This window comes from Acinetobacter sp. SwsAc4 (assembly GCF_013391535.1).
Taxonomy (GTDB): domain Bacteria; phylum Pseudomonadota; class Gammaproteobacteria; order Pseudomonadales; family Moraxellaceae; genus Acinetobacter.
In genome coordinates this window covers 195298-216772 of the sequence record NZ_JACAXC010000001.1, presented here as the reverse complement: position 1 = coordinate 216772, position 21475 = coordinate 195298, and the positions used below count along the sequence as shown (strand labels likewise).

Sequence of the window (21475 nt, the reverse complement as noted above, 5' to 3'; positions counted from 1 at the left end):
GTACTAAAGTGCGGAGAGTTTTGATGCAGTTGATGCCATTACCACAATGTCAGTTGCAGTGTGGTCGTTTTACACTGGACTTATCCCAGCCACAGATTATGGGTATTCTTAATGTAACACCTGACTCATTTAGTGATGGCGGACAGCACCATCAAAAAGATCAGGCGGTTCAACATGCCTTACAAATGATTGAAGATGGGGCAAATATTATTGATATTGGTGGAGAATCTACACGTCCAAATGCATCGCCTGTAGCGCTAGAAGAAGAACTTCGTCGAGTGATTCCTGTGGTTGAAGCATTATCCAATTATGATGTAATCATTTCGATTGATACCAGTCAGCCTGAGGTGATTCGAGCTGCCGTGAAAGCAGGTGCGCATATCTGGAATGATGTTCGTGCTTTAACTCGTCCACAAGCTTTAGAAACGGCGGCTGAATTAAATATTCCTGTGGTGTTGATGCATATGCGTGGTGAACCGACCAATATGAATCAGTTGGATCAATATCAGGATGTGACTGAAGATGTGATCCATGAATTACAGCAGCGGCTTAATCAAGCAATTGCAGTCGGAGTAAGCAAAGAAAATATTATTATCGACCCAGGTTTCGGTTTTGCCAAGAACGCACAACAGAATTTTCGATTACTCAATGAGTTTTGGAAACTGAATCGGATGGGGTACCCGATCTTGTCTGGCTTGTCACGTAAACGTTTCATTGGTGAGGCATTGAATGGTATACCTGCACAGGAACGTGCGCTTGGAAGTGTCATGGGACATCTACTGAGTATTCAGCAGGGGGCTAGTATTGTTCGAGTGCACGATGTTAAAGCCACAAGCGATGCGATAAAAGTTTGGAATGCGATGTGTTTAGCTCAATAATTACAGAGAAATAATGAAGATAAAAATACATTCCAATACGATGTATCTTTATCTTTTTGCATACAATCACTTCAATCTTGTCATTCATTTAAAAGACATAAAATTGGGGGATTTTATTATGCATCAATCTACAAAAATACTGACCTTAACCTTGCTAAGTTCCATGATGATCGCCTGTGGTAATCCCGTAAAGGAACGTAGCCATGTAGTCGCTCCTGCATCTTTGGTTATGTCTAATATGGCAGCGGATAGTACCCGAAAGATGATTGCTCCTGCTGCGTACATGGCGGCAATGCCTAGTCCAGAAAGCGTGCGGCTAGAACAGAATACTGAAAAATATCAAAAGAATGAGGTCAATCCTATTTATCGGGTTGCAGATCAGGCAGTTTCAACTTTTAGCATTGATGTCGATACAGGCAGTTATAGCAATACCCGCCGTTTCCTGAATGATGGGCGTTTGCCACCAGTCGATGCGGTTCGTGCTGAGGAAATGATTAACTACTTTGATTATCAATATCCGCAGCCAAACAGCATTCACCCATTCTCGGTCACGACTGAAATTGTTGATTCACCGTGGAAAGAAAATGCCAAACTGATCAAAATCGGGATTCAAGCCAAAGACATGGCAACCAAACAGTTACCACCAGCCAATTTGGTATTCTTGGTTGATGTTTCCGGTAGTATGGATGCAGCAGATAAATTACCCTTGGTTAAGCAAACTCTTAGATTATTGACCGAGCAATTGCGACCTCAAGATAAAGTCACGATTATTACTTATGCTAGTGGTGAGAAACTCATTTTAGCACCCACTTCTGGTGATCAAAAAGACAAAATTTTAACCGTCATTAATGAATTACAGGCAAGTGGGGCAACCGCAGGCGAACAGGCAATTCAACTGGCTTATAAACAAGCTGAAAAAGCCTTTGTGAAGAATGGAATCAATCGCATTTTATTGGCAACTGATGGCGACTTTAATGTAGGTATTACTGACTTTAGTACTTTAAAAGGGATGGTGGCTGAGAAACGTAAAAGTGGTATTTCTTTAACGACATTGGGATTTGGGACAGGAAATTATAATGAGCAGTTGATGGAGCAACTGGCGGATGCAGGAGATGGTAATTACAGCTATATTGATAATAAAAATGAAGCGAAAAAAGTGGTACAACGTCAGCTTTCGTCAACACTGGCAACGGTTGCTCAGGATGTAAAAATTCAGGTGGAGTTTAATCCTGCTACGGTAAAAGAATATCGCTTAGTCGGCTATGAAAATCGGATGTTGAAACAGGAAGATTTCAATAACGATAAAGTTGATGCGGGCGATATCGGGGCAGGGCATAACGTTACGGCAATTTATGAAATCATTCCAGTGGGGCAGCAAGGCTGGCTCAATGATTCACGTTATCAGGCATCAACAAAAACAGATACAACGAAAAAATCTGAATATGCGTTTGTAAATTTGCGCTATAAATTGCCAAATCAAGAGAAGAGCATTCTTTTAAACCAAGCTGTAAAAGCGCAAAGTAAGTCCCTTGCTCAGGCCAATAGCGATACTCGTTTTGCGATTGCGGTGGCTTCCTATGCCCAGCAGCTAAAAGGTGGGCAATACAATGCTGCTATGGGGTGGGATCAAATTATTCAGTTAGCCCAGCAAGCTGCAAAACCAGATCTTTACCAAATGCGTGAGGAATTTATAGAGCTTGCCAAGATCGCAAAAAGTTTAAGTGCTAAAAAAGACTAAATTATCTTTTTTAAAAGCGGTCGGAAAGATCGCTTTTTTTATGTCGAAATATCGTGATTTGTATGGGATTATGTTATAAGCATGGCGTTTTATTGGCATATTATTTTATTTATGTTTGAAGATCTCCTTCTCCCCATGTTTGATGATGAATATTATCCTGACATTCTCGTTGCCGAAGTTAAACAACAGATTAAACACTTTTCCAAAAAGGTGGGTCGTTCTGGTTTAACTGAAGCAGAAATATATCATTTTGCTCATCATACAATGATCGCAATTAATGAGATGAAACCCCAGTTTGAAGACCTAGATTCAAGTTTAGATGATACGGCTGCGGATTACATTGCTGAAGCTATGATGATGATTGTGCAAGAAGCAGGTTATTTTGAGATTGAAATGGAACAATTGATTGCAAATCGAGAGTGGTAAAATTCACTCTCGATATTTAGAAATTATGATCATTCCTTATTTGAAATCTCACTCCAAAATTTAGGTAAAGTAATTTGACCTGAAATCCATGCTTCAATTTTAGGTTGTTTAATTTTTTGATAATAAATACTTTCGGTCTGAATCAGTAAGCCTAAAGTATCGCCTTTGTTCAAACGTCCATTAATACTAGGTAATTCAATAGTTTGATTTCCTTTCGATGCTGAATTTTTATGAGAAATAACTTGATCAAAAGTATGTTTTTTGCTTGGATTTAATGCTGTTGTTTGATCATTTAAAATAGCATATTTACCCGTTTTTTCAGATTTAATGGCCATAGAAATAAATAGTGTTGGTTCTACTTTATTATTTGGCGTTTCGATCTTTAAATTGAGTTGTGGTGTACCTGTGAGATGTGCCAATTCAGTTATTGTATGGATCGGAACAAACACAGCTTGCGAATTCTGAGGTTCAATCCAAGTTCTATTTAACGTGTATTGTGTTTTTGCATCCAAATCTTTGAACTTATAGACCGGACTTTTGTCGACACATAATTCTGGTAAATCAATTGTTGCAGTTTGGTCTTTGAGTTTTTGATCAAACCATCCCATGATCGTGTCTTGTAATTTATATTGCTTTTGATTCCCACAGGCAACAGATTTCCCAATATACCAAAAAGGAGTATCACCCAATGGGGAACGCTGTGCAAATGGTTGTAAATGTCCGCCTTGTACGCCGATTAAATGGACTTCATGCTGCGATTTCTGAATACATTGAGCCGCTTTAACGCCTTCATTAAAAGGAAATAATACATCTCTAAAGCCTTGGATAATGAGCGCATCTGCTTTTGGCGCTTGAGCATTTTCACAAAACCAACTAGCTTGATGTGTCTTTAGTAAATCATAAGTTGATTGTTTCAACTGACCTTGTTGGATATCTTGATAAGCTTGTTTAAGTTCGGGATCAAATTTGTTCCAGTTCCACCAGTCACCAATCAAATTCAAGAAACTTAGCCAATCTCCTTTGGGAACGCCATTGGGTACAAGGCTATCGACGATATCATGCCAAGTTGTGATTGGTACAATTGCTTGTAGGCGAGGGTCTAGAGCAGAAGCAATGTATTGCACACCGCCTGCATAAGATTCGCCAATCATACCTGTACGAACACCATTTTGATTTTGTGCCAGTTGTGGCAAGTTTTTTTCAGCCCAGTTCATGATGTTAATGACATCTTGAGCTTCTTTTTCAGGATCGGTTAAGCGAATTTTACCCTGACTATTTCCATGACCACGTTGATCATAGCTGATGACCCAATAGCCATTTTTCCACGCTGTTTTGGCTACTTGACCCGTCGGAAGTAAAAAACCATACAAGCTTAATTCTGGTCTTTTCATTCGAGATAAACCAAAACCATGGGTATGTAGCAGCAAAGGAGCTGTTTGTCCTGCTTTTAAATGTGGTTGATACACTGTAAACGCAATGATTGTTCCATCTGATGCGATTGTTTTTGCTTGAAAATAACGTTGTTTTAATTCTGTTGGTTGAGATTGAATTTTTTGAGGTTGAATTGCCGCATTGACACAACCTTGTAATAGCAAAAAAATGCCAAAGCAAAGCCATAAAATATTTGAACGCATAGATTCTTTCATCCTTGAGCAAATCTGTGAGAAATTCTAATTGGATGGTATGTAGTTTACAGTGTGAAACGGATTGAGACTATAAAGGATAGGTCATTTTATTGACCTATCAGTTTTATACTATTTAATTCGATGTGGGCTTGAGTGAAAAATAACCTTTGGCGTTAAAGCTTTAAAAATATGGCGAATAGAAGCGCATCAGATCAAGATTTTTTGGCTTGCTTAAATAAAGAATATTTCCATAATGTTGTCATTCGGATTTTCAAAGTAGTTTGCTCTTGTCTTCTTTAGAAATTATTGCCGTTATTATTAGTGTGATCGGTGTTGCGCTCACGATAAAACGGAATATGTGGTGTTGGTGGTTTAATTTTTTGGCATTTATTTTATATGCTTACCTTTTTTTCACCTTTAAATTATACGGCGAAACGATTTTACAATTCTTATTTATGCTGATTAATTTCTATGGTTTTTATTATTGGCTGAAAGGTAAACGCCAAGACCATGAGATTCGGATCGAACCAATTGCAGCCAAAATGGTATTGATGCAAATGTGTTTAGCAGCAATCGGTGGATTATTGTTTGGTTTAACGCTTAAACATTTTACCGATGCTGCTGTACCGTTATTAGATGCCCAACTCGCTGCTTTTAGTTTACTGGCAACCTATTGGACAAGTCGTAAACATATCGCAACTTGGGTACTTTGGGTATTTGTCGATATTGTCTATGTAGGTATGTTTATTTATAAAGAATTATTTTTAACCGCAGGATTGTATGCCGCTTTTGTGTTGTTGGCTGCATATGGTTGGTGGCAATGGGAACAAGTCAAACACAAGCAACTTACTCTTTCTTAAAAATAAGAGCAGTAGAACAACTGCCCTTATTCACTACTTTGACTTATTTAGTTGCTTGATAACTTTGTACTGCCTGACGACCTAATGCTGGATCATCAGTAAATACACCATCTACGCCAGCCTTGAAGTAAAGTTGCATTTCCTTGATTGAACCAGACTCACAACGCTCGGCTGCTTTGGACGTATCCTTACTACATTTTAAGCTGTCTGGTAGGAAATTATTTTCAGGGCGGAAGGTATAAGGATGTACTTTTAAATTGACTTTATGGGCATCTGCAATAAAAGAGGTGGTCTGTGTCATTGCTGCATCTTTAAAGACATAGACTTTCCATGGACCTACACCATTCGCATAGGCCGAAACGTCTTTGAGGCCTTGTGCCGTTGCTAGATCTGCATAGGTTTTAGGATTGTTTTGTGCAACATAATCTGCTGGTCTTGCTTCAGGTGAATCATAGAGCTGAATCAATTGTGCATGCTTAACACTCTTGTGTAAATCGAGTTGATTTTTTAAATATTTTAGATTGCCAACTTCAAAAGACTGTAAATAAATAGGCGCAATATCGCGGCTATATTGGTATTTGGATAAGGTTTTTAACAAAGTATCTTCCATAGCCAAATTCTGTTTTTGGAAATAGGTTGGGTGTTTGGTTTCTGGATAAAGACCAATAATTTTGCCCGTTTTTTGATAATGCTTTGCAGCTAAATCAATGATTTCATCGAGTGTCGGGATTTCAAATTGATCATTATATTGCGTATTGGCAGCACGATACTGGGGAATACGCTCACGTGCTTTGAGCTGTTTTAGCTCGGCCAAAGTAAAATCTTCAGTAAACCAACCTGTTAAACTCACGCCATCAATAATTTTAGTTTTTTTACGGTCTGCAAATTGAGGAAGCGTTGCAACATTGGTTGTGCCGCTGATCTCATTTTCATGGCGAGCAACCAATATGCCGTCTTTGCTTGATACCAAATCTGGTTCAATAAAATCAGCACCATCATCAATCGCTTTTTGATAGGATGCGAGTGTATGTTCTGGACGAAGTGCGCTCGCGCCACGATGTCCAATCACTTGTGGTAATTGAGGTTCAGGTTGCGCCGTGCTTTGTTGATCTTTGTTGTCATCATTGCAAGCTGTCAGACCGATCAAGCTAATACAGACCAATACTTTTTTGAACATAATTTAACTCATTAGTTTTTCTTAAAGCATTGATCTTGCCGTTTTAATTTATCAAATGGATGACAATTAGATGATAATTTTATGAAAATAATGATTTTTTTAACTGAATGTTTGAAATCCAATATCTGATTTTAGGCTTTGATAAAGCGGGGTCTGGAGGGAGATTATGACTTCTGTTTCCAATAAGGCCAATTTACTTCAGGCGTAAAACGATAATCACGATCTAACCAATAAGATTGCGGTGAAGCAGTTTTATTTTTAAGACCCATGATATGCATTAAGTTGTTATCGAGTTCTGCTGTATTAAGCATTTTTTCTTTATTGACACCCGTGACTTGCATATTGTCATGCCACATAATCACAGGAACTTGGTATCCCGCTTTTGTATTCGGGCTGTGACCAGCATAGTCAATTTCATGACCAACTTCATTTCCATGATCTGAAACGACCATAAAAGATCTAAAATCAGAATTATTATCAGCCTTTAGATCGTCTAAAAATCTGGCAAGCAACGAGTCTTCATATAATACTGCATTATCATAATCATTGCGTAGTGAACGAACCCAAGGATCAATATTACGATTCTTGAGGTCGAGTTCGACAGCATCATTACTGTCTCCAGTAAATTTATTAAACGCTAATGGGTAACGTTCTTGGTAATTTGGATGTGCGCCAATCAAATGAAGAATAATCAGTTTTTTAGGATCCGGATCTGCAAGAGCTTGTTGATAAACGGGAATAAGCTTTTCATCTAATGAATGACTACTTCTTCCTGATCGTGTATTTTTATAAACAGCCGTATCTGCATAAGAACCAAATAATGAAGATAAATAACTATCATCTTGATTGCTTAACCAATAAATCTTATAGCCTGCCGCGCGAGCGTAAGCTAAAACGCTTTCCGAAGAATATTGATCATGCGCAGATGCAGGACTTTCAGTCAATAAAACACGTAGCGCATTGATCGTTGAAGGTGACGGTGAAAATGCATTACAAAAGATTTTTAACTCATCAAGTTTTTTTGCTAATTGTGGAGTCGTCTCGCGTTGATAATCACAAACACCTAAATTTAAACTTGTTAAGCTCTCTGAGAGAACTAACACATGTGTTTGTTTCTCATCCTGTTTTTTTGTTAAAGTTAAATTTTGCTTTGCACTGATGTCCCATTGTCGGTGTACATTTTGATGTTGCTTAATTCTATTTTTAAAATCCTGAAGTTTTGTTTGATAGTCTGACCAAAAAATGATAGGATGAACTTTACGTGATGGCTTCATTAAATAGCTTGTTATTGTTAATAGAACAAGTAAAACGATACAACTACGATAAATTCGACTCTGCCACATCTGATCAAGATGGTGAGCTTTAATCAGTTTGAAAGTAGAAATACTGTAAATAATTAGCAAGCAAAGTAGACTAAAAATCACACTTAAGATTGTGCTTAAGTGTAGTTGTATGAATTCCCACGTTTCCTGCTGACTGGTATTAGCAATTGCTTCAATAATAAAATAGGCTTCATTATCACTATCAAATAAAAACCACGTACTCGAACGCAATAGTACATCAAGCCAAGTCGCAAACCACCATAAAACTGTAAGTCCATACCAATATTTTTTTTGTGTTTTAATCGCAAGCCAAATTAAACCTACACCTGGCAAAGAAAGAAATCCCAGTCTTAAACCATCAGACAAATTGCCAGCAATACTGAGTAACCCCCCAGTAATTAATGCGGGTAATAGAATTAGGAGCAGAATATTAAAATGTTTAAAATTGGCCTTCATATATGCCTAAAAAATAAGGGAGCAACGGAGAGCGTGCTACTATCGGTTTAAGTGAGTGGAGTGTCAATCTAAAATTAAGAAGTATTTGATAGGATAGTAAATTAAATTTTTGACCTCATTTGTTTTCGATGAAATATGCTGATGATCAATAAAAAATTCATTATTTCTCCGTAATTTTCGCTTTTTGCAATGATATGTTAATAAGGATGGTGTTTCCTTGAAAGCTCGGTAATGATCGTAGATTGAAAGTCCCTCTATTTTCCTATCTTTTTGAAAAAATTGACTGTTTCCACGATGGAATGAGCAGCCATGCTATCTAAATTTTTTATTGAGCGTCCAATTTTCGCAGGTGTGCTTGCCATTATTGTGATGGCATTAGGAATACTGGCAATTCTGAATTTGCCAGTTGAACGTTATCCTGATATTGCTCCACCGAAAATTACAGTATCGACCAACTATAGTGGTGCTGATGCCAAAACAGTTGAACAAAGTGTAACTCAAGTTTTAGAGCAACAAATCCAAGGGCTTGATCATTTACTGTACTTTAGTTCAACCAGCGATGCAGCTGGTCGTAGCCGTATTACGATTAGTTTTGAAAATGGCACAAATCCCGATACAGCACAGGTTCAAGTACAAAATAAAATTAGTGGTGTGATACGCCGTCTCCCAGATGCGGTACAACGGCAGGGAGTTAATGTCACTAAGTCCTTGGGTGATACCTTTATGGTGATTGGACTGTATGACAGTACAGGGCAAGCAAATAATATTGCGTTGTCTGATTATCTATCTACACATGTCCTTGATAATTTAAATCGGATTGATGGCGTCGGTGAAACAGATATTTTTGGATCGCAGTATGCAATGCGAATTTGGCTAGATCCAAATAAATTGACTCAATATAATTTAATTCCAAATGATGTCGTTACCGCGATTACTACTCAAAATACACAGGTGGCAGCAGGTGCGATCGGCGATTTGCCCGTTGTTCAAGGTCAATACTTGAATGCAAAAGTAACAGCAGGTTCTCGCTTAAAGACCATTCAAGACTTTGAACAAATTATTGTGAAATCAGATGTATCTGGAAGTTTTGTTCAATTAAAAGATATTGCTCGGATTGAATTAGGGGCAGAAAATTATCAATCATTTAATACGATCAATGGTTATCCAGCTGCAGGTCTTGGTATTTCTTTATCTTCTGGTGCCAACGCAATTCAAACATCTAAACTTATTCATCAGACTCTAGATGAACTCTCTAGCAAGCTTCCAACAGGGTATAAGATCGTTTATCCAAGAGATAATACTCCCTTTGTGCAAGAATCTATTAAAGAGGTAATTAAAACACTTGTCGAAGCAATTGGTTTAGTTATTTTAGTCATGTTTCTTTTTCTTCAAAGTTGGCGTGCGACGCTTATTCCAAGTATTACTGTACCGATCGTGATCTTAGGGACTTTTGCTGTACTTGAATTACTTGGATTTAGTATTAATACCTTAACTCTTTTTGCATTGGTGCTTGCGATTGGTTTGTTGGTTGATGATGCAATTGTTGTAGTGGAAAATGTTGAACGGCTTATGCATGAGCAGCATTTGTCACCCAAAGAAGCAGCCGTTGAATCTATGCAAGAAATTAGTGGTGCATTGATTGGAATTACCATGGTGTTAACAGCCGTTTTTATTCCAATGTCATTTTTTGCTGGTTCTATCGGGGTTATCTATCGTCAGTTTTCAATCACTTTGGTTGCTGCGATGGTCTTATCTTTAGTAGTGGCTTTGGTGCTTACACCCGCTTTATGTGCTTTGATTTTAAAGCCAAACCATCAACCTAAGTCATGGGCGATTCAGTTCAATAACGGGATAGACACACTTAAAAATAAGTATTTATCTCTAGTGCAAACCATGCTTCGTTATAAAATCTCTGTATCTGTGATTTTTATTGCATTAATTGCCGTATTTGCTTTGTTGTATAGCAGTCTACAAAGTAGTTTTTTACCAAAAGAAGACCAAGGGATATTAAGTGTTCAATTTAAATTAGTGGATAGTGCGCCACTTTCAAAAAGTCAGGAGGTCGGTGAGGCAATTCGTCAGTATTTTCTTCAGAGTGAAAAAGCAAATGTCAATTTAGTGCTTATTCGTTACGGACGAAATAATTCTGGAACAGGGCAAAATCTTGGACAAGGCTTTGTTTCATTAAATCATTGGGACAACCGTACTGGGAAGAAAAACTCTGCTGAAGCTATTCGAAAGAGAGCACTTAAATATTTTAGCCAATTTCCCGATGCACAGATCAATGTGACGTTGCCTGCTTCGGTAAATGGATTAGGCGCAACAGATGGAATGGATTTATGGATTCAGGATATTAATGGGCAAGGTGAGCAATTCCTCGATCAAAGTTTTAAACAGTTGCAACAGTTGGGACAAAAATATTCAAGTTTTGAAAACTTAGATAAACAATCTACTGATAGTAAAGCTACTTTGAATGTGAAGATTGACCATAAGCAAGCGATGGCAAATGGTTTAAATCTAAATGAAATTAATAGTACTTTGTCGACCGCATGGGGTGGGACATATGTGAATGACTTTATTGACCGTGGTCGAATTAAACAAGTTATTTTACAAGGTGATGCACCATTCCGTTCTAAGCCTGCAGACTTATATAGCTGGTCAGTACGCAATAATCAAAATCAAATGGTTCCTTTTAGTTCATTTTCAACGACATCATGGGGAGGGACACCAAGCATTGTGCAACGCTATATGGGATACAGTGCTTTGCAATTACAAGCTAACGTTGTCAGTGGTCAATCTTCAGGCCAAGCCATGAAAGATATTGAACAGTTGGTGGGCCAACAAGAAGGCTTAGGTTTGCTATGGACTGGGCTTTCTTATCAAGAGCAGCAATCGACTAATCAAGCAATTTGGCTATATTTAATTTCTATTGCATTTATTTTTCTATGTTTAGCCGCGTTGTATGAAAGTCTGCGTATTCCTATGGCTGTGATGACCGCAATTCCTTTAGGGATTGGCGGTAGTATTATTTTTGCCCATATTTTTGCTTTACCAAATGATGTTTACTTTCAGATCGCTTTACTTACAACAATTGGCTTATCCTGTAAAAATGCAATTTTGATTGTTGAATTTGCAGCGATGGCCCAAGCACAAGGAAAAAATGCCATTCAAGCAGCGCTACAAGGTGCAGGGCTGCGTTTGCGTCCTATTCTAATGACGTCTTTTGCATTTGGCGCGGGAGTTATTCCACTGGTTTTTGCATTTGGAGCAGGGGCTGTAAGCCGTCAAGAAATTGGTATCAGTGTTTTAGGTGGTGTGATATTCGGGACAATATTGGTACTGATCTTTATTCCATTTATGTTTGTACTGGTTGCCAGTATGTTCCAGCCTAAACATAAACTGGAAACCACTGAATAAGACAATCTTTAAAATTCAGTGCAAATGAATGATCAGGTCTATGAGTTAAGCTCATAGACCTGAATTATTAATTGCTTCAATGATTTTATTCTGATTGGTAATAATAATTGTACCGACAAAACGAAAAATCTGCTTTATTCTCAAGCATAAACATGGTTTTTAGGTTGAGTGAATGACTGCTCCAACAGAACAAAAAAAATTAACTCAGCAGCAAGCGATCGCTGTTGAACGTGATTTAGCAAAATTTGCCAATACCATGGATAGTTTGGTTCGGATTCCTTTTACCAAACAGGGAGTCGGGGCAGATGCTGCATTGAGTACCATTCCCTTTGCGGGCGATATCGCAGGTTTTATTTTAACACTATATGCTTTTAAAAAAGCCAGAGAAGTGGGCGTACCACAGCATAAATTGAAAGGTGTGGTTAAACTGGCAATTATGGATATGTTGGTGGGTTTTGTACCGATTGTCGGTACCTTATTTGACGTATTTATTCGTCCAAGTCGCAAAACACTGGAAATCGTACATGATCATATCCGTGAGGAATATCAAGTACATAGTGATATTCATGTGGTGCATCCATTCTTGCATGAATCCCTAGAACAAAAGCAGAAAACTTCAGCTTTCTGGCGTAATCCGATCGTAAGTTGGATTTGGTTACGTATCCCAGATTTATTGGGTATTGCCGTACTCATTTTATTGCTTGTTGCAGTTTGGGCAGGTTTGAGTTATCTGTGGCAGTTTTATCAATCTTTCCAAGCACACTAGATTTTAAGCAAAAATAAAGCCTCCATAACGGAGGCTTTATCATTTATCTGATACTGATTATTGAACATTTAATTGCTGTAAAGCGGTAACACGTTGTTCAATGGTTGGGTGCGTTTGGAATAAAGCCGCTAAGCTAAAGCCTTGTTCCTTACCTTCAGCAATTGCAAATGCTTTCATTTCTTTTGGCATTTGATCTGGCATTTCTGACTCTGCCTGTAAACGAAGTAGAGCAGAAATCATTGCTTGTTTGCCAGCTAAACGTGCACCAGCTTCGTCTGCGCGATATTCACGTTGACGAGAGAACCACATTACAATCGCAGAGGCCAAAATACCAAATACGATGTCGAGTACAATCGTAATAGCAAAATAAGCAAGACCAGGTGCTTCACCATCTTCACGACCGAACACATTACGGTCAATAAAGTCACCTGCAATACGTGCAAAGAACATCACAAAGGCGTTCACTACACCTTGAATCAATGCAAGAGTCACCATATCGCCGTTGGCAACGTGACCGATTTCGTGCGCAAGTACAGCACGAAGTTCATCTTTGTTCATACGCTCAAGTAAGCCTGTCGAAACAGAGACTAAAGCATCATTTTTATTCCAACCTGTCGCAAATGCATTGGACTGGTAAGAAGGGAAAATACCAACTTCAGGCATTTTAATACCTGCACGTTGGGAAAGTTGTGCCACTTCTTGTAGTAACCAAGCTTCTGCTTGACTACGAGGAGCATTTGGGTCAATTAATTCAGTTCCAGTGGTTTTTTTCGCCATCCACTTCGACATGAATAAGGAAATTAAAGAACCCACCATACCAAAGACAAAACAGACGACTAAAAGGTTGCCTAGATTCAAGCCACCCGCGCCATGGTAACTACCGACACCGAAGAGTGACAAGATAATGCCAGCTACAACCAGTACCGCGAGGTTGGTCAGCAAGAACAAACCAATCCGCATCATTGAGAAAATCCTCTTATAAATAAAAACTGATCTGATTTATAAATTATAAATCATAACGCTAATATGCAGGGCGAACCCTAAAAATTCAAGCAAAAAATGAGCGTAGATACATTAAGCTAATAAAACAATAGAAGTGTTTTAAGAAGGGGGAAACGACTAATTTATTTAAAAAAAACAAATAAAATCATGATGTGAGAATAAGTGATTTCTTTGTTTAATCACTTACTCGGATTCGTGCAGATGCAGTTGCATTGGCTGTGGTATATGTGCCTGGAGCATCTGTAAAAGTACCATCGGCCAATGTGATAATTTGACGGCTATATTGTTTAGGTGCAGCCACAGCTTCTGAATTTGAAGATGTATAATTTGCCGATTGAGCAATCACTTGAGTATTTGCATTATTAGAACTCGAAGTTGAACTTAGACCTGATGAATAGAGATTTTGAAAACGACTTGTGACACGACGGACATAATCTTGTGTTTCACGAAATGGCGGTATTCCACCATATTTATCAATATTGCCTTCACCAGCGTTATAAGCAGCAATAGCAAGTTGCGTATTGCCATTAAAACGTTTTAACAACCAACTTAGATATCTCGCACCACCAAAAATATTTTGTTGAGGGTCGTAAGCATTACTCACATTAAAACGCCGTGCAGTGGCAGGCATCAATTGCATTAATCCTTGAGCACCGACAGGGGATCGCGCATTAATATTAAAACCTGACTCAGTATGCATAACGGCTTTAATCAGACCTTCTGAAACACCATGCTGTTGCGCTGCTTGACGGATCATTTGATCAAAAGCATTTTTATTACGACTATAACTTGGTAGAACAGAGGCTTCACTTGCGCCCCAGTTACTATAGCTGTGAATATTGCTATCAGGATAATAGGTCGCTTTAATCACTTTTAGGTGATTGTATTCAGCTTTCTTTTTATTGGTAAGCAAAGTTGTACCATTATCATCTTTAAATTGATAAATGGTTTGACCAGCATAACTAGATACTGTCGTATTTAAAAAACCGATTGTCCCCAAAAAAAGAACGAAAATATATTTTGTTTTGTCCATCATTATAATATTCACAAAAGATGAGCATGGAGTTGTTCACAGTAGTGTAACAAAAAAAAGCATAAAAAAAACTTTAGCTACAATTTTTTTATTTCCGCTGTCTTACAAAAAGCAAGTCGATTTGTGCGAATGTTCAGCAAAAAAAATTAAATTATTTTTTTTAAAATCTAAGTCTTGACATATTTAAAGCATTGTTTTTGTTAACTAAAAATCATTGATTAAAAAATGATCAATTTGATTGTAAGCCTTGTTCTCACATAAAAATACTTTGTCAATAGCGAAGAAATCCACAATTTTATCCACAGCTTTTGTGGAAAACTGTGGAAAAGTTTGAAATATAAGCAATCCAGACCGTTTTGACATAATTTGGTCAGAATTTTACCAGTATGAAACTGAAATATGACGATTGCACGAAATTGAAAAATTCTTTAGGTGCGCATCTTTTCGGAATCGGATAAAATCTTGCGGTATTTTTGTTTATGAGTAAATCACGTCTATGTACGCGCCAGTGGAGTCCAACCAAGGATTTAATTTTAAGCCTGAGCTTCCGACGAGTTCGGCATATTATCGCCTGTTGAAAAAGCTTCGTCGTCAAGTAGGGCATGCAATTCGTGATTACAACATGATCGAAGATGGCGACAAGGTCATGGTCTGCGTTTCAGGTGGTAAGGACAGCTACACCTTGCTGGATATCCTGTTGCAGTTCAAGCGCATTGCACCAATCAATTTTGATATTGTTGCGGTGAATCTTGATCAAAAACAACCAGGGTTTCCTGAAGATGTTTTACCACGTTATATGGAAGAAAATAACATTCCATATTACATTCTTGAAAAAGACACTTATACGATTACTAAACGCCTAACGCCTGAAGGTAAAACCTACTGTGCGGTATGTTCACGCCTACGCCGTGGTTCGTTATATGGCTTCGCACAAGAAATCGGTGCAACCAAAGTTGCATTAGGTCATCATCGCGATGACATTATGGCGACTTTCTTTTTAAATTTATTCCATGGCGGTAGCTTAAAGGCAATGCCACCAAAACTTCTTTCTTCAGATAAAAAGAATATCTTGATTCGTCCTTTGGCTTATGTCGAAGAAAAAGACATTATTAAATATGCTGATCTACGAAAGTTCCCAATCATTCCATGTAACTTATGTGGTTCACAAGAAAACTTACAACGTGCAATTATTAATGACATGCTACGTGAATGGGATAAACAACATCCAAAACGTTTACATAGCATCTTTGGTGCCTTACAGAATGTATCGCCTTCACAATTGGCTGACCGTGAATTGTTTGACTTCGAAGCCTTAGATGGGCAACGTGAATTTGATATGAAAGACCCTGAAGAGATGAAAAATCGTCTTGATGTAGTGAACTTGAGTTTCGCTGCTGAATAAAATGTAAAACTTTTTGAAAAGGCACTTATTTAAGTGTCTTTTTTTTATAAAAAAGAGCTAAAAAGTGAATTCTTCGTACAAAAAGCCATAGCCTAAAATAAAAATTACGTGCTATAACAGGGCACAAGCAAATTGCTTCATTTAATGTTGTCTGGATAGATGACACAAGAAATTGAACAAATATATTTGAGGAATAATCATGGCTGCATTTTTAACTGATGATTGGTTTGCAACTGTTGAAAAACTTACTGCTGAAGCGGGTGATTTAAATTTACCACCAGCACTTGCGAATTTAGCGATTAACTTAGTTGTAACAGATGCGGCTGGTAATACCGAATTGGCCTTAGATGCTGGTAAAATCCAAAAAGGTTTGTCTGCAAATGCTAAAACAACTTTAAATATGGATGCTGAAACATTACGTAAAGTATTTTTAGAGTTTGATATGGCTGCTGCGATGCAAGCGTTTATGACTGGTAAAATCAAAGTACAAGGCGATATGTCTCAACTTATGGCTTTACAAACGGCGAAGCCAAGCCAAGAACAAAAAGATTTATTCAAGAAAGTACTTGAGCAAACTGCTTAAGTCCTTTTCTCATAAAAAAGCTTACCGAGAGGTAAGCTTTTTTATTTTCAACTTAGACATCAATACGACTGTTGGTCTTTAAATGTTCTAAGTAAGTTCGAATACGTGTCACGTATTGAACTGCTTGTTTATATCGACCATTTCGCGCTTGGTTACGCTGTAAATAATCATATAAATTTACCCATTGATTTGGGTTTTTTCCTTGGGTTTTGATTCGGTTTTGAATCTGATTGACTGCACCTGGTCCCATGTTATAGGCGACCAAAGCATACCAATTACGGTCTGGATAAGGGACATTCGAAAATTGATCTAGCATTAGATCAAAATATTTTGCACCACCTTGAATACTTTGTATCGGATCAGATCGGTTGCTCACACCCATTGCTTGAGCGGTGCTATTGGTCAACATCATCAAACCGCGTACACCAGTGGGAGAAACCGAGGTGGGTTTAAGATAAGACTCTTGATAGCCAATAGCAGCGAGCAAATGCCAATCTAAATTATACTTAGACGCACTTTGTTTAAAGCTTGCTTTATAAATTGGCAAACGCTGGTTCAGGTCTTTTTGAATCGTAGACCATGCTTCAGGTTTAACCACATTGCGATTATAAAAGGAAGCTAGTTGTTGGGTTGTACCAAGCTGTTTGCTTTGACAAACAAATCCACTTGCAGTGAGCGTTAACGGATCATCAGCTTGCTTAAGTACCCAATTGAGTTGAGGATTTAATCCATTTTTACTTAAAGTAGCTTGATCACCACAACTTGCAGAAAAAGAGACAAGTTGTTTACTTTCAATGGCTGCTAAATTTGCAGTTGTCATAGCAAGATTAGCTTTACCTTGAGCAATCCATTTTAACGCAGTTGCATTATCAGGAACCGTTTTAAAATCGAGTTTGACATTTAAACTCTGTGCATAATTTCGTGCTAAATCATAGCCAAAACCATGCAAAAATTGCCCGTCTTTAAAGACAGTTGTTGGGTTTTCAACAGCAACTACCGTTAATGTATTGGTGGTTACAACCGTGTTGTATTGATGTGATTTTTCTGCGTTCAAACTATTAAAGGGAAGGATTGCAATTCCTAATACCATCGTTTGAAATGAAAGTTTAGAAGATAAAGAGTTAAGGCCAGGCCTAGACCCAGAACTTGAATTACTGTGCATGTTGTCTCCGCTACAGGTAATTTATGCCCTAAAAATTGAGGCGAAACTTCACCACAACTTCTAAAAGTTGATAAATTAAATCGGGGTGGGCAAGTCATGAACGTCATTCAAAATGACATTGGGTTAATGGAAAAATGATGAAAATGTTTCACATCATTTACAAGGTGTATAAAAAGTAAACAAAAAACTAACTTAGGGGCGCATCTTAAGCGTCAAAAAGGAGCTTGTCAAATTTTGATCAGTAAAAATATGAGAAATACATCACAAACATATGATTTGAAAAAGAATAAAATTTATACACTTTAGTCGTGTTGAAATAAGGAATACAATGCAAAAACTTGTAAATGGATTGTTGTTGTAGCGTTTTTAAATATGAAATCGAACTTGATCACACGTAATGGACATGACTTGCTGGTTGCTGAATTAAAAAAACTATGGCATGACGAACGTCCAGAAATCACCAAAAAGGTAAACTGGGCCGCAAGTTTGGGAGATCGGTCAGAAAATGCAGATTATCAATATAATAAACAATTACTTAGAAAAATAGATCGTCGTGTTCGCTATCTGGGTAAGCGTTTAGAGGAATTGAAAATCGTTGACTTTGTGCCTGAGCAGGAGGGAAAAGTCTATTTTGGAGCTTGGGTAGAGATTGAAAATGATGACGGGGAGCAAAAGAAATTACGGATTGTGGGGATAGATGAAATTTATGATCATCATCCCCAGCATATTTCGATTGAGTCTCCAATGGCACGTGCATTATTGAGCAAAGAGGTGGATGATGAGGTGGAAGTCATTACTCCATTAGGAAAAAAAGTGTGGTATATCAACTCAATTTGCTATGAAAAATCTAAAAATGCTTAAATTTTTACTGTTTTGATTTTATTTTGAGCATTTGATTGATTATTTTGAATAAAAGATTTGCCAATTCTAATTTTTATTTATATGATAGCCGCCATTGGAAGCGTGGCAGAGCGGTTTAATGCACCGGTCTTGAAAACCGACGAGGGTGTGAGTCCTCCGTGAGTTCGAATCTCACCGCTTCCGCCAAATATTTAAATAAGCCCTTGTTGTTACAAGGGCTTTTTTTTATCTATGTGTTTACCCCTCAACCTACCCCTCATCAAACTTTGGATTTAATTACATTTGATGTCTTATTACTTAATATGATCATTACTGATCAGAGAACTTTCTTGAGTTTGATAAATTCAGTTTGATTTAAGCTAATTCAGTTAACTTAAAAATACGCTAAAGCCGTACAAGTATAGTTACACCTTTCGCCACATTTCCAGATGTGGCTTTTTTTAATCTGGTTAACTTTAATGATCCAATACTGTAAATATTCTGTTCCGTTTACGATGGTTTGTTTAAGTCAAAAAATTTTGATCTCTGAGTAGCCTAAGCAAGGTTACATCCTAAAAAGACTGCTCTCGTATAAAACGAATTATATAAAATTGTAGATCAATCACTTATGTTTTAAGGGAGATTAAATTTCTCCCTTATTTAGATCATTTTCTTATACTACTTCATCTTAAAAAATCACAAATTTTTCATCTATAACATCTTAATATCATCCAAATATTTAAATTGTGATAACAGATGATTGATCGTCATCTATTGCATGAATTTTTGAGTTTAATTCTAAAAAATAAGGATGATTTTGTGATTCAGACAGCTCAATATCTCGATGGTGATATATCTAGAATTATTGAAATGGCTTGGGAAGACAGAACCCCATTTGAAGCGATCTCTCGTGAATATGGTTTGAATGAATCAGCTGTAATCCGACTTATGCGGCTTCATTTACAAACCAATAGCTTTAAGCTTTGGCGGAAGAGAGTAAGTGGACGTAAGACAAAACATTTGCAATTGCGTTCGCCTGAAGTGTCTCGTGGTTACTGCTCACGCCAATACAAGCATCATTGAATAAGATCAGTGACAAATTAGAAGCTTTCATTCATAACCAATTCTACAGTATAGATTTTATTTATATAGATCAATTGAATATCACTAAGGTAAAGTAATGTCTAATTTATCAATTGCTTATATTTTTCAACAACAGCAGCTTTTAGTGGATCAAGATTTCCAACTTCCTCAAGTCGAAAGATTGCATAACGATCTGGCGTTATCAAGTGATTATAAAGTGATTGCTCGAGATTTATGTGAAAATGAAACCATTCCTGAAGGATTCGATTTTGTACCGATTCGTCAATTAGTACAGTTTTGGAATAAGACGCAATTTGAGCAAGCAAGTCGAGCTGTTCAATTACTTGAATGGCGACGTAATCATCAGTTTTGTGGTCGATGCGGAACTAAAACTATCCAGAGCATTGAGCAGTTTGCGATGGTTTGCTCAAGTTGTGGCTATACACAATATCCAAAAGTGAATCCATGTGTCATTACGATTATTACACGTGGTGATGATGAAATACTACTCGCAAAAAATGCACGAAATAAAACGAAAATGTATAGTTTGATCGCGGGTTTTGTTGAGGTAGGGGAAACATTAGAAGATGCCGTTCGACGTGAGACACTTGAGGAAGTAGGCCTACATATTAAAAATATAAAATATTTGGCAAGTCAGCCTTGGCCATTTCCAAGTAATTTGATGGTTGCATTTAAAGCAGATTATCACGCGGGTGAAATTGAATTACAGCAAGATGAGCTTAGTGATGCTCAATTTTTTAAATTTGATCAACTTCCAGAAATCCCATTTAAAGGCAGTATTGCCTATGCCATGATCATGCATATCATTCATGGTACAGCAGTCGCTGATGATACGAGTGAATGGTTATAATCTTGTATTGATTCACTTAATAGCATTATTTGGGCGGATTAAGCCAATTTTATAATTCAGATATCCGAGTATTTTATGCTGAATTTTTCATAAAATACTTTGAGATTAAACATGGAAATAATTAGAGTTGTATTTACTCATGAATTTATGATGAATGAAATTGAGAATGATTGCTTTTATTTGGTGTTAAATGATATTTATTTTTAGTTTTTGATATTTAAACTATTTTTTAAAAATTAATTTAAATTTAAGATCACTTTTATAATGTAATAGAATGTTTTTATATATTTTGAAATATGAATTTTAATGTCGGGGTGGTATGAAAAATAAATATCCTTTTCCTGTAATGACAGTGCATTGGTTAACGTTTCTTCTTGTCGTACTTGCTTATATCACTGGCGGAGATCCAACAGTGCATCTAAAAAGTGGGGAACTGCATGTTTTTGCTGGAGTCTCAGTATTTCTGTTATTTTTCATCAGAATTATAATGATTTCTATTTATAAAAAAGATCTCCCACACAATAAGCCGATGAGTAAATATCAGAAAACATTATTTTTAATGGTGAAACATACACTTTATTCATTGTTATTTTTAATTCCTGTATTTGGTTGGTTTACTTTATCTGGATTAACCGAAAGTTATCAGTTATTTGGAATGAATTTACCTTTAATAAGTAATTCATGGAACGTAGAAATAATTGGTGAAACGCATGAGTTTCTTGGAAATTTTTTCATGGTGCTTATAGGTTTACATGCATTAGCTGCCTTAATTCATCATTATGTATTTAAAGATAATGTTCTGAAAAGCATGCTTTATTTTAAAAAATGAACCAA

18 protein-coding genes and 1 tRNA gene are annotated in these 21475 nt (G+C 37.1%); 13 read left to right on the top strand and 6 right to left on the bottom strand.

Translation table 11 applies throughout. From position 1 onward, the window contains the following. The first annotated feature begins 23 nt into the window (after positions 1 to 23). From folP to HYG88_RS00990, 3 genes are all read left to right on the top strand, one after another. On the top strand, positions 24 to 878 hold the full coding sequence (gene folP, locus HYG88_RS01000; protein ID WP_218647809.1) for a dihydropteroate synthase: 855 nt from the start codon (positions 24 to 26) through the stop codon (positions 876 to 878). A 118-nt stretch (positions 879 to 996) separates the two neighbouring features. Beyond that, positions 997 to 2616: a VWA domain-containing protein gene (locus HYG88_RS00995; protein ID WP_178882406.1), complete on the top strand. Its 1620-nt coding sequence runs from the start codon at positions 997 to 999 to the stop codon at positions 2614 to 2616. Between the two features lie 111 nt (positions 2617 to 2727). Continuing rightward, complete coding sequence (locus tag HYG88_RS00990) at positions 2728 to 3042, top strand: DUF5713 family protein (RefSeq protein WP_034602853.1); 315 nt, start codon at positions 2728 to 2730, stop codon at positions 3040 to 3042. Between the two features lie 29 nt (positions 3043 to 3071). On the opposite strand, the gene HYG88_RS00985 is transcribed toward HYG88_RS00990, so the two are convergent. Next, positions 3072 to 4676 (bottom strand): CocE/NonD family hydrolase, encoded by a 1605-nt coding sequence (locus HYG88_RS00985; protein WP_178882405.1) that lies wholly within the window; start codon positions 4674 to 4676, stop codon positions 3072 to 3074. Positions 4677 to 4954: 278 nt separating this feature from the next. Between HYG88_RS00985 and pnuC the strand changes: the two genes are divergently transcribed. After that, complete coding sequence (gene pnuC / locus HYG88_RS00980) at positions 4955 to 5527, top strand: nicotinamide riboside transporter PnuC (protein WP_005161695.1); 573 nt, start codon at positions 4955 to 4957, stop codon at positions 5525 to 5527. A 43-nt stretch (positions 5528 to 5570) separates the two neighbouring features. Here the strand turns inward: pnuC and HYG88_RS00975 are convergent, their stop codons facing one another. Then, positions 5571 to 6704 carry a glycerophosphodiester phosphodiesterase gene (locus HYG88_RS00975; protein WP_005161692.1) on the bottom strand — a complete coding sequence of 378 codons (1134 nt, stop codon included), beginning with the start codon at positions 6702 to 6704 and terminating at the stop codon, positions 5571 to 5573. A gap of 164 nt (positions 6705 to 6868) precedes the next feature. Beyond that, positions 6869 to 8482, bottom strand: coding sequence for a phosphoethanolamine transferase (locus HYG88_RS00970; protein WP_005161690.1), 1614 nt, complete (start codon positions 8480 to 8482; stop codon positions 6869 to 6871). A 309-nt stretch (positions 8483 to 8791) separates the two neighbouring features. On the opposite strand from HYG88_RS00970, the gene HYG88_RS00965 reads away from it, so the two are divergent. Together HYG88_RS00965 and HYG88_RS00960 are read left to right on the top strand one after the other, a co-directional pair. Beyond that, positions 8792 to 11899: a multidrug efflux RND transporter permease subunit gene (locus tag HYG88_RS00965; RefSeq protein ID WP_005161688.1), complete on the top strand. Its 3108-nt coding sequence runs from the start codon at positions 8792 to 8794 to the stop codon at positions 11897 to 11899. A 172-nt stretch (positions 11900 to 12071) separates the two neighbouring features. After that, positions 12072 to 12665, top strand: a complete 594-nt coding sequence (locus HYG88_RS00960; protein WP_005161686.1) for a DUF4112 domain-containing protein — start codon at positions 12072 to 12074, stop codon at positions 12663 to 12665. Between the two features lie 57 nt (positions 12666 to 12722). On the opposite strand, the gene htpX is transcribed toward HYG88_RS00960, so the two are convergent. Together htpX and HYG88_RS00950 are read right to left on the bottom strand one after the other, a co-directional pair. Further along, the gene (htpX, locus tag HYG88_RS00955; RefSeq protein WP_005161684.1) at positions 12723 to 13628 is read right to left on the bottom strand and encodes a protease HtpX; all 906 of its coding nucleotides are present in this window, start codon (positions 13626 to 13628) and stop codon (positions 12723 to 12725) included. Positions 13629 to 13842: 214 nt separating this feature from the next. Continuing rightward, entirely contained in the window at positions 13843 to 14703 is an 861-nt protein-coding gene (locus HYG88_RS00950) for a lytic transglycosylase domain-containing protein (RefSeq protein WP_005161682.1), read from the bottom strand. 493 nt (positions 14704 to 15196) lie between these two features. On the opposite strand from HYG88_RS00950, the gene ttcA reads away from it, so the two are divergent. Beyond that, positions 15197 to 16102 (top strand): tRNA 2-thiocytidine(32) synthetase TtcA, encoded by a 906-nt coding sequence (ttcA, locus tag HYG88_RS00945; protein WP_005161680.1) that lies wholly within the window; start codon positions 15197 to 15199, stop codon positions 16100 to 16102. 199 nt (positions 16103 to 16301) lie between these two features. Then, entirely contained in the window at positions 16302 to 16685 is a 384-nt protein-coding gene (locus HYG88_RS00940) for an SCP2 sterol-binding domain-containing protein (protein ID WP_004660844.1), read from the top strand. Between the two features lie 52 nt (positions 16686 to 16737). Here the strand turns inward: HYG88_RS00940 and HYG88_RS00935 are convergent, their stop codons facing one another. Next, positions 16738 to 17847: a transglycosylase SLT domain-containing protein gene (locus HYG88_RS00935; protein ID WP_005161677.1), complete on the bottom strand. Its 1110-nt coding sequence runs from the start codon at positions 17845 to 17847 to the stop codon at positions 16738 to 16740. Between the two features lie 372 nt (positions 17848 to 18219). Here HYG88_RS00935 and greB point away from each other — a divergent pair, with 372 nt between their 5' ends. The 5 genes from greB to HYG88_RS00910 all read left to right on the top strand — a co-directional run bounded on the left by greB (position 18220) and on the right by HYG88_RS00910 (position 21470). After that, positions 18220 to 18708, top strand: coding sequence for a transcription elongation factor GreB (greB, locus tag HYG88_RS00930; RefSeq protein ID WP_178882404.1), 489 nt, complete (start codon positions 18220 to 18222; stop codon positions 18706 to 18708). Between the two features lie 96 nt (positions 18709 to 18804). Further along, positions 18805 to 18894, top strand: a tRNA-Ser gene (locus HYG88_RS00925). A gap of 612 nt (positions 18895 to 19506) precedes the next feature. After that, positions 19507 to 19770, top strand: coding sequence for a TIGR03643 family protein (locus HYG88_RS00920; protein ID WP_034601686.1), 264 nt, complete (start codon positions 19507 to 19509; stop codon positions 19768 to 19770). Positions 19771 to 19867: 97 nt separating this feature from the next. Then, positions 19868 to 20641 (top strand): NAD(+) diphosphatase, encoded by a 774-nt coding sequence (gene nudC / locus HYG88_RS00915; protein ID WP_005161545.1) that lies wholly within the window; start codon positions 19868 to 19870, stop codon positions 20639 to 20641. Positions 20642 to 20960: 319 nt separating this feature from the next. After that, positions 20961 to 21470, top strand: a complete 510-nt coding sequence (locus HYG88_RS00910; protein WP_005161542.1) for a cytochrome b — start codon at positions 20961 to 20963, stop codon at positions 21468 to 21470. Positions 21471 to 21475 lie beyond the last annotated feature (5 nt).

Excerpts from the sequence above, each read along its gene's own strand:
- HYG88_RS00960 (WP_005161686.1), top strand. The coding sequence starts at position 12,072 with ATGACTGCTCCAACAGAACAAAAAAAATTAACTCAGCAGCAAGCGATC.
- HYG88_RS00910 (WP_005161542.1), top strand. The coding sequence starts at position 20,961 with ATGAAAAATAAATATCCTTTTCCTGTAATGACAGTGCATTGGTTAACG.
- HYG88_RS00935 (WP_005161677.1), bottom strand. The coding sequence starts at position 17,847 with ATGCACAGTAATTCAAGTTCTGGGTCTAGGCCTGGCCTTAACTCTTTA.
- HYG88_RS00950 (WP_005161682.1), bottom strand. The coding sequence starts at position 14,703 with ATGATGGACAAAACAAAATATATTTTCGTTCTTTTTTTGGGGACAATC.
- greB (WP_178882404.1), top strand. The coding sequence starts at position 18,220 with ATGAAATCGAACTTGATCACACGTAATGGACATGACTTGCTGGTTGCT.
- nudC (WP_005161545.1), top strand. The coding sequence starts at position 19,868 with ATGTCTAATTTATCAATTGCTTATATTTTTCAACAACAGCAGCTTTTA.
- HYG88_RS00940 (WP_004660844.1), top strand. The coding sequence starts at position 16,302 with ATGGCTGCATTTTTAACTGATGATTGGTTTGCAACTGTTGAAAAACTT.
- HYG88_RS00985 (WP_178882405.1), bottom strand. The coding sequence starts at position 4,676 with ATGCGTTCAAATATTTTATGGCTTTGCTTTGGCATTTTTTTGCTATTA.
- ttcA (WP_005161680.1), top strand. The coding sequence starts at position 15,197 with ATGTACGCGCCAGTGGAGTCCAACCAAGGATTTAATTTTAAGCCTGAG.
- HYG88_RS00965 (WP_005161688.1), top strand. The coding sequence starts at position 8,792 with ATGCTATCTAAATTTTTTATTGAGCGTCCAATTTTCGCAGGTGTGCTT.
- htpX (WP_005161684.1), bottom strand. The coding sequence starts at position 13,628 with ATGATGCGGATTGGTTTGTTCTTGCTGACCAACCTCGCGGTACTGGTT.
- HYG88_RS00970 (WP_005161690.1), bottom strand. The coding sequence starts at position 8,482 with ATGAAGGCCAATTTTAAACATTTTAATATTCTGCTCCTAATTCTATTA.
- HYG88_RS00975 (WP_005161692.1), bottom strand. The coding sequence starts at position 6,704 with ATGTTCAAAAAAGTATTGGTCTGTATTAGCTTGATCGGTCTGACAGCT.
- HYG88_RS00995 (WP_178882406.1), top strand. The coding sequence starts at position 997 with ATGCATCAATCTACAAAAATACTGACCTTAACCTTGCTAAGTTCCATG.
- HYG88_RS00990 (WP_034602853.1), top strand. The coding sequence starts at position 2,728 with ATGTTTGAAGATCTCCTTCTCCCCATGTTTGATGATGAATATTATCCT.
- folP (WP_218647809.1), top strand. The coding sequence starts at position 24 with ATGCAGTTGATGCCATTACCACAATGTCAGTTGCAGTGTGGTCGTTTT.